The organism is Falsiroseomonas sp. RANM36, assembly GCF_056682175.1.
Window position 1 is genome coordinate 726,700 of the sequence record NZ_JBWXTD010000005.1, and the last position, 7,478, is coordinate 734,177.

Here is a 7,478-nt window from a genome sequence, read left to right on the forward strand (position 1 = left end):
CGCCCCCCTGCGTCCCCCGGCGCGGCTCCCCCGGGCCGCGGCACCACCCCCGCGGCCGCTGCTCTAGATGTCGCTGCCAAGGAGGTTGTCCTTGGTGATGCGGCTGATGGGTGCCGTCCGCCGAGGGCGGAGTGTGGCCTGGAGCTGTCGTATCGGCGGAGCCATGCGGGCATGGCGCGGGCGCGTTCGCCTGAGCTTTGGAAGGGCGTGACCTGGCGGGGGGCGTCGAGGGCGGCGAGCCGGCGCAGCGCGGCTGCCGGCGGTCACCGCGGCGCTGGATGCGATGAGCCTGGAAGGCGCGGCGCGGATTGCAGGCATGGACCGCCGCACGCTGCGGGACTAGGTGGCGCCAGCGCCGCCGCCGGGGAGCATGTGCTGCGAAGGGACGGTGGCTCGACCTCTGCCGATGCAAGTGAGCAGGACAGCAAGCCGTCACAGCACCCCCTTGCTCTGCTGCGCCTGGATCTCCGCCATGATCGCGGCGTCCGCATAGCGGTCGGGAGCCATTCTTTGCGACCCTTCGGAACGGGTCATGCGGCCTCGGCAAGCAGGGCGACGTTGCCACCGGCCGAGGTGGTGTCCACGGACAGCGTGCGCTCGCGCACCAGCATCGCGGGATCGGGCGCGCCGACCAGCAGCGGCACGATCGAACCGGGCCGTGCGGCAAGCGCGACGGCGATGTCCCTGAGGCCGGGTGTATCGGCGTCGGCCAGCACGAGATCCAGCGCCGGATCCGCCAGCGCCGCCGCGCGGTCCGACCAGCCGGCCAGCGCCGTGGCAGGCCCGAGCGCCTGGCGCAGCGGTCCGATCTCCGCCGTCGGCACCACCGCGACGTTGCCGGAGGCGCCCGCGGCCCGCGCCTGCGCCGCGACATCGGGGCCCAGGCACAGCACGCGCCCGCGCGGATGCAGCGAGAGGCGGTTGCTCTCGCCGGCCGGCCCCGGCAGAACGCCGCCGACGCCCTCGACCGGCCGCGCCTCGCGCTGGAAGCGCCGCAGATAGAGCGGCCCGCCGGCCTTCGGCCCGGTGCCCGACAGGCCCTCGCCGCCGAAGGGCTGCGCGCCGACGACGGCGCCGATCTGGTTGCGGTTGACGTAGAGATTCCCGACGCGGGCGTGCTCGGAGACCACCCGCACCCGCTCCTCGACCCGCGTGTGCAATCCCATCGTCAGGCCATAGCCCAGCCCGTTGATGCGCCGGACCAGATCGGCCAGCTCGGCCGCGCGGAAGGTCACGACATGGACCACCGGGCCGAAGACCTCCTCCGGCAGATCCTCGACTCGATCGAGACGGATGAGCGCGGGCCCGAGGAAGTGCCCGGCCGCCGGCGAGCGCAGCCGTTCCAGCACGCGGCCCGCGGCCTCGTGCCGCGCGACATGCGCGGCGACGCCCGCGCGCGCCTCGGCATCGATCAGCGGGCCGACATCCGTGCTGCGCTCCCACGGATCGCCCAGCACCAGCTCCCGCATCGCGCCACGCAGCATGGCGAGGATCGGCTCCGCCACGTCCTCCTGCACGCAGAGCAGTCGCAGCGCCGAGCAGCGCTGGCCCGCGGACTGGAAACCGGAGGCGATCGCGTCGCGCACGACCTGCTCGGGCAGTGCGGTGCTGTCAACGATCATCGCGTTGACGCCTCCGGTCTCCGCGATCAGCGGCGTGCCGGGCGCGAGCCGGGCGGCGATGCCGCGCTCGATCGCCTTGGCCGCCGCGAGCGAACCGGTGAAGGCGACGACGCCGACGCGCGCATCGGCCAGCACCGCGGCGCCGAGGCGCGGCCCGTCCCCCGGCAGCAGCCGCAGCACGCCGCCGGGCACGCCCGCTTCGTGCAGGAGCGCGACGGCACGCGCGGCGATGAGCGGCGTCTGCTCGGCCGGCTTGGCGAGCACCGCATTCCCGGTGACGAGCGCAGCGGCGACCTGCCCGATGAAGATGGCGAGCGGGAAGTTCCAGGGCGACACGCAGAAGGCGATGCCACGCGGCGTGCCGGGCACGGCCTCTGCGGCATAGTAGCGCAGGAAGTCCACGGCCTCGCGCAGCTCGGCGAGAGCGTCGGCGCGCGTCTTTCCGGCCTCTCGCACCGCAAGCGCCATCAGCTCCGGTGCATGCGCCTCGAACAGGTCCGCCGACCGCCGCAAGGCCTCGGCGCGCAGCCCGACGGGCGACGCGGCCCAGGCGGGCGCGGCCGCGGCGGCGGCTTCGAGCGCCGCACGCGCCACCGCCTCATCCGCCTCGGCGATCGTGCCGACCAGATCGACGGGATCGGCGGGGTTGAAGAGATCCGTGCCCTCGCCGAAGCGCCAGGCCGCGCGGCGCCACGGCGCCATGGCCTCGTCGAGCGCCGCCGCCTCGCCCGGCTCGTTGAGGTTCCAGCCCCGGGCGTTGCGGCGTGTCGGGCCGTACAGCATCGGCGGCGCGGCGACGCGCGGATGCGGCGCGCCGCCAGCCGCGCGCGTCTCCGCCACGGGATCGCCGATCACCATCTCGACCGGCACGCGCGGATCGAGCACGCGATGCACGAAGGAGGAATTGGCGCCGTTCTCCAGCAGGCGCCGCACCAGATAGGCGAGCAGGTCGCGATGGACGCCGACCGGGGCATAGATGCGGCAGCGCGCGCCGTGCCGGCGTCGCAGCTCGCTGTGCAGCGCCTCGCCCATGCCGTGCAGGCGCTGGAACTCGAAGCCTTCCGTGTCGCCGCCGGCCATCTCCAGCACGCGGGCGGCGCTCAGCGCGTTGTGGGTGGCGAATTGCGGATAGAGGCGCGCGCGCGCCGCGAGCAGCCGCTTCGCGCAGGCCAGCCAGGCGACGTCGGTGTGCGCCTTGCGCGTGAAGACGGGAAATCCCTCCAGCCCGAGCGCCTGGGCGTGCTTGATCTCGCCGTCCCAGTAGGCACCCTTGACCAGCCGCACCATCAGCCGCCGGTCGAGCCCGGTGGCGAGTTCGTCCAGCCAGTCCAGCATCGCGGGCGCACGCTTTCCGTAGGCCTGCACCACCACCCCGAAACCATCCCAGCCGGCCAGCGCGGGATCGCGCAGCACGGCCTCGATCACGTCGAGCGAGATCTCGAGCCGGTCCTGCTCCTCGGCATCCACGTTCAGCCCGATGCCGGCGCCGCGCGCAGCCAGCGCCAGGGCGGACAGCCGCGGGGCCAGCTCGTCGAGCACGCGGCCGCGCTGCGCCGTCTCGTAGCGCGGATGCAGCGCCGAGAGCTTGACGGAGATCCCGGGATTGGTCCGGACGGAATTGCCCCGGGCCCGCGCTGCCACGGCGGCCAGCGCGCCGGCATAGGCGCGCCAGTAGCGCTCCGCGTCGTCCGATGTGCGCGCCGCCTCGCCCAGCATGTCGTAGGAGAAGGTCGCCCCTTCCGCCTCTTGTGGCGCGGCGTTGGTGGTCGCGTCCTCGATGTCGTGGCCGAGGACGAACTGCTCGCCGAGCAGCCGCATGGCCTGCGCCACCGCCGTGCGCACCACCGGCTCCCCCAGGCGGCGCACGAGCCGTCGCGCCGCGCTCGGCACGTCCATGCCCGGCTCGCCCAGCACGCGCCCGGTCAGCATCAGCGCCCAGGTCGAGGCATTGACCAGCGGCGAGGCGGATTGGCCGAGATGGCGCGACCAGTCGGCGCCGGCGATCTTGTCGCGGATCAGCGCATCCGCCGTCTCGTTGTCCGGCACGCGCAGCAGCGCCTCGGCGAGGCACATAAGCGCGACGCCTTCCTCGGTCGAGAGCCCGTACTCCGCCAGGAATGTCTCCAGCAGGCCCGGCCTGGCGACCGTGCGGAGATGTTCGACCAGCTCGCCGGCGAGGGCGGCGGCACGCGCGGTGGCCGCGGGCGGCAGCGCGGCGGCATCGGCGAGGGCGAGCGCCAGAGGCGCTTCCTCGGCGCGTGCCGCAGGTCCGAGCCGAGGCGCCGGCCGGCCCGGCATCATGGTCCTGGCCTACTCTTTCGGCTCGTCGAGGAAGCGCCCGGCGACCGCCCAGTCGGAGTTCCTGACGTCCACGAAAACGACATGAACCGACTGAGGGGTGCAGCCGCAATGCTGCACCATCGCCTCGGTGATCGCGAGGGCGGTGGCCTTCTTCTGGGCCTGGCTGCGGCCGGCCGAAAGCTCGATGCGGACGACGGGCATGGAGCGATGTCCTTATTGGATAAAGTCACGACATAATGGATACATCCAGTCCGGGGTCCGATTGACCTGCCCCCAATTGGGGAACCACGGGCCATGAGAGACTTGGCCCATGTTCTGGCCTGGCCGTCTGCCCCTGCCGGAGCGAAGCGTAGGCGGGGCCAGACGGCCAGGGCAACACCGCTTCCGGCGCCGGTGGCCGATAGCCCAGCGCGCTGTGCGGCCTGATCGTGTTGCAGTGCCGCTGCCAGCGCTCGATCAGCACCTCGGCTTCCCGCAGCGAACAAGAGATCTCCCTGTCCGGCAGCTCATCGCGCAGCTTGCCGTTGAACGATTCACTGTAGCCGTTCTCCCAAGGGCTGCCGGGCTCGATGAACAGGCTCGTCACCCCGACCCGGCCGAGCCAGCCGCGCACCACCTTCGCCACGAACTCCGGCCCGTTGTCGGAGCGGATGTGCCCCCGTGGTCCGCGTTCGACGAACAGATCCGACAGCACTTGCAGCACGTCGTCGGAGGTCAGCCGCCGCGCCACCACGATCGCCAGGCACTCCCGCGTGTACTCGTCGATCACCGTCAGCATGCGGAACCGCCGCCCGTCATGCGTCCGGTCCTGCACGAAGTCATCGGCATCTCGGACACCTCCGTCTCAAGCCTCGGGGTGTCCACGAAACCGGGTCAACTCCAGCCGAGCGTGCGGCTGGTCGGCGCGGGCATCGCCTCCGACGGCGTGTCAGGCCGGCTCCTGCCCGGGTGGCGCGCTCTGCTCCACCGTCTCGACGCGGAAGCCGGCATCGCGGCCCAACGCCATCACGCGCGCGCGCAGCGCCGCGGCGATGCGCTCCTCCCCGCTGCGGCCGCCGGCCTCCCCGCTCAGCGTCGCGGCGGTGACGGGCGCGCCGAACACGATGCTGACACGGCGGAAGCGCGGGATGCGCTTGTCGCGCGGCAGCGCCTCGTAGACGCCATCGATCCAGGCCGGCACGGCGGGCGCGCCGCTCCGCAGCAGCAACTGGCCGATGCCCGGCAAGAAGCGCTGCAGCTTCCCGTCCGGCGAGCGCCAGCCTTCCGGGAACCAGACCTGCGCCTTGCCGCCGGCCAGCACGCGGCTCGCCGCCTCCACCGCCGCGGACGGGTGCTTCTCGTCCACCGGGAAGAGGTGCACCGCGCGGCAGAACTGCCGCGCCGCCTCGTTGTAGAAGAGCCGCGTGATGTCGCCGGCCCAGTAGAGCCGGCGAAGCCGTGACAGCGGCAGGGCCGCGGCGATCGCCATCGCGTCGAGGTCGCTGATGTGGTTCGGCGTGATGACGAAGGGACCTTCGGCGGGCAGGTGCTCGATGCCCGCGACGCGCAGCCGGAACGCGCCGCGCATGACGGCGAGGTTGAGCCCGTACAGCGCGACGCCGGCCGCGGTCAGCAGCGGCCCGGTCGGCGCCAGCCAGCGCTCGATGTCCACCGCGATCGGCCTCGCCGCCTCGGCCGCCGGCGCCGATCCTCGCCGCGCGACGGCGAGGCGCAGCAGGTCGCGCAGCGTGGCGATCCCGGCGATGTCGGATTCGCTCATCGTCACGCCGAGGCGCTCCATCGCCAGCGTCAGTTCCATCCAGGCGAAGCTGTCGAAGCCGAGATCGAGACCCGGATTCATGTCGAGGTCGAGCGCGCGGCCAGGCTCGCGCGCCTGCAGCAGCGCCAAGACGGACGCGGCGGCCGGTTCGGCGAGCAGCGCCAGATCCTCCGGCCCCGGCCCGCGCGCCGCGCGCTTCGGCCGGCCTTCCAGCGCGCGGGCGTAGAGATCGGGCAGCAGGAAGCGCCGGAACTTGCCGAGCCGGGTGCGCGGCAACGGCTCGTCGGTCAGCGCGAAGCCCGCGAGGCGCTGGTGCGAGGGCAGGTCTCGGCCGCGCCCGGCCAGCAGCACGCGCACGCCGTCGCGCGGGTTGGTCACGCCGGCCTCGCGCAGCTTCGCCTGGTTCGCGCGGACCAGTGCGACCAGCGCGCCGTCGCGCTCCATCACGGCGATCTCCTCGATCGCGGGCGCGGCGTAGATCCGCTCGATCTCCTCCGGGTCCACCTTCTTGCCGCCACCGAGGACGATCACCTCCTTGGCGCGGCCGGTCACATGCAGGAAGCCATCCGCATCCAGCCGCCCGAGGTCGCCGGTGCGGAACCAGCCATCGGTCGTGAAGCTGCGCGCATTGGCCTCGGGGTTGTCGAGATAGCCCGCGGTCACCGCGCTGCCCTGCAGTTCTATCTCGCCGATGCCGTTCGCGTCGGGCGTGGCGATGCGCATGCGGCCGTCGCCGAAGGCCAGGCCGGCGCTGCCGAGGCGGCGCGCCTCGGGCCGGTTGCCGGTGAAGATCGAGGCCGTCTCCGCCAGTCCGTAGCCGGACAGCACCATCCAGCCCAGCGCCTCGAGCCGTTCCTCCGTCGCCGGGTCGAGCCGCGCGCCGCCGGAGACGAGCAGCCGCAGCGACGGCGCGACCGCTGCGCGCAGCGGCGCGAGCAGCATCCGGCCCGGCGACAGGCCGCTCGCCCGCCGCACGGCCGCGCAGGCGCCGATCAGCCCGCGCAGCGCGGTGCGCGGCGCCCAGGGCTTCGCCGCGATCTGCGCCTCGATGGACTGCGCGAGCGCGTCGTAGAGCCGCGGCACGCCGACGATCGTCGTCGCCTCGCCGTCGCGCGCGGCGCGGATGATGGCCGGGCCGGTGGTGCCCGCAGGCAGGACCAGCGTGCTGCCGGCGGTCAGCACGGTCAGCAGCCCGACCACCAGGGGATAGGCATGGTGCAGCGGCAACGGCAGCAGCACGCGATCCGTCGGTCCGATGATGCCGAGCGCCGCCACCGCGGCGACATTGGCCGCGATGTTGCGGTGCGTCAGCAGGAACGTCTTCGGGTTGCCGGTGGTGCCGGACGTTGCCATCAGCGCGGCCGGTTCTTCCGGCGCTGTCGCGGGCAGCCTCCGATCGGGCACGGCGCCCGGGGCAGGAAGCGGGACGGCCGTGATGCCGGCCTCCGCGAGCGCGGCGGCACCGCTGTCGAGATGCGCCGGCGTGGTCAGGATCAGCCGCGCGCCGCCGGCGCGCAGCATCGGCATGGCCTGCGCCGTCTCGGCAAGGTCGTCGAGCGGGAGCAGCACCGCGCCGGAGGCCAGGATGCCGAGCGCCGTGGCCGCCCAGATCGGGCCGTTCGGCGCATGCAGCGCGACCGCCTGGCCGCGCGCGACGCCGCGTGCGCAAAGTCCCGCCGCGACGGCCCGGGCCTCCGCGGCAAGCTGCGCGCCGGACCAGCGCTCGATGCCTCCCTCCTTCGTCGCCTGCAGCAGCGCGGGCGCCTCGCCGCGCGCGCTGATCCACGACCCGAAGC

4 protein-coding genes and 1 pseudogene are annotated in these 7,478 nt (G+C 73.6%); all 5 read right to left on the reverse strand.

What is annotated here, in order from left to right:
• A partial coding sequence (locus AC1MIR_RS21485) for an integrase core domain-containing protein (RefSeq protein WP_480030232.1) occupies positions 1-248 on the reverse strand: 248 nt, incomplete at its 3' end.
• Positions 249-530: 282 nt separating this feature from the next.
• Positions 531-3,923: a bifunctional proline dehydrogenase/L-glutamate gamma-semialdehyde dehydrogenase PutA gene (gene putA, locus AC1MIR_RS21490; protein WP_480030217.1), complete on the reverse strand. Its 3,393-nt coding sequence runs from the start codon at positions 3,921-3,923 to the stop codon at positions 531-533.
• A gap of 9 nt (positions 3,924-3,932) precedes the next feature.
• Positions 3,933-4,124 carry a tautomerase family protein gene (locus tag AC1MIR_RS21495; protein ID WP_480030218.1) on the reverse strand — a complete coding sequence of 64 codons (192 nt, stop codon included), beginning with the start codon at positions 4,122-4,124 and terminating at the stop codon, positions 3,933-3,935.
• A 151-nt stretch (positions 4,125-4,275) separates the two neighbouring features.
• Positions 4,276-4,743, reverse strand: a pseudogene (locus AC1MIR_RS21500) (integrase core domain-containing protein); the annotation flags it as partial.
• 108 nt (positions 4,744-4,851) lie between these two features.
• On the reverse strand, positions 4,852-7,478 hold a 2,627-nt coding region (locus tag AC1MIR_RS21505; RefSeq protein ID WP_480030219.1), incomplete at its 5' end, for an AMP-binding protein.

Excerpts from the sequence above, each read along its gene's own strand:
- putA (WP_480030217.1), bottom strand. The coding sequence starts at position 3,923 with ATGATGCCGGGCCGGCCGGCGCCTCGGCTCGGACCTGCGGCACGCGCC.
- AC1MIR_RS21495 (WP_480030218.1), bottom strand. The coding sequence starts at position 4,124 with ATGCCCGTCGTCCGCATCGAGCTTTCGGCCGGCCGCAGCCAGGCCCAG.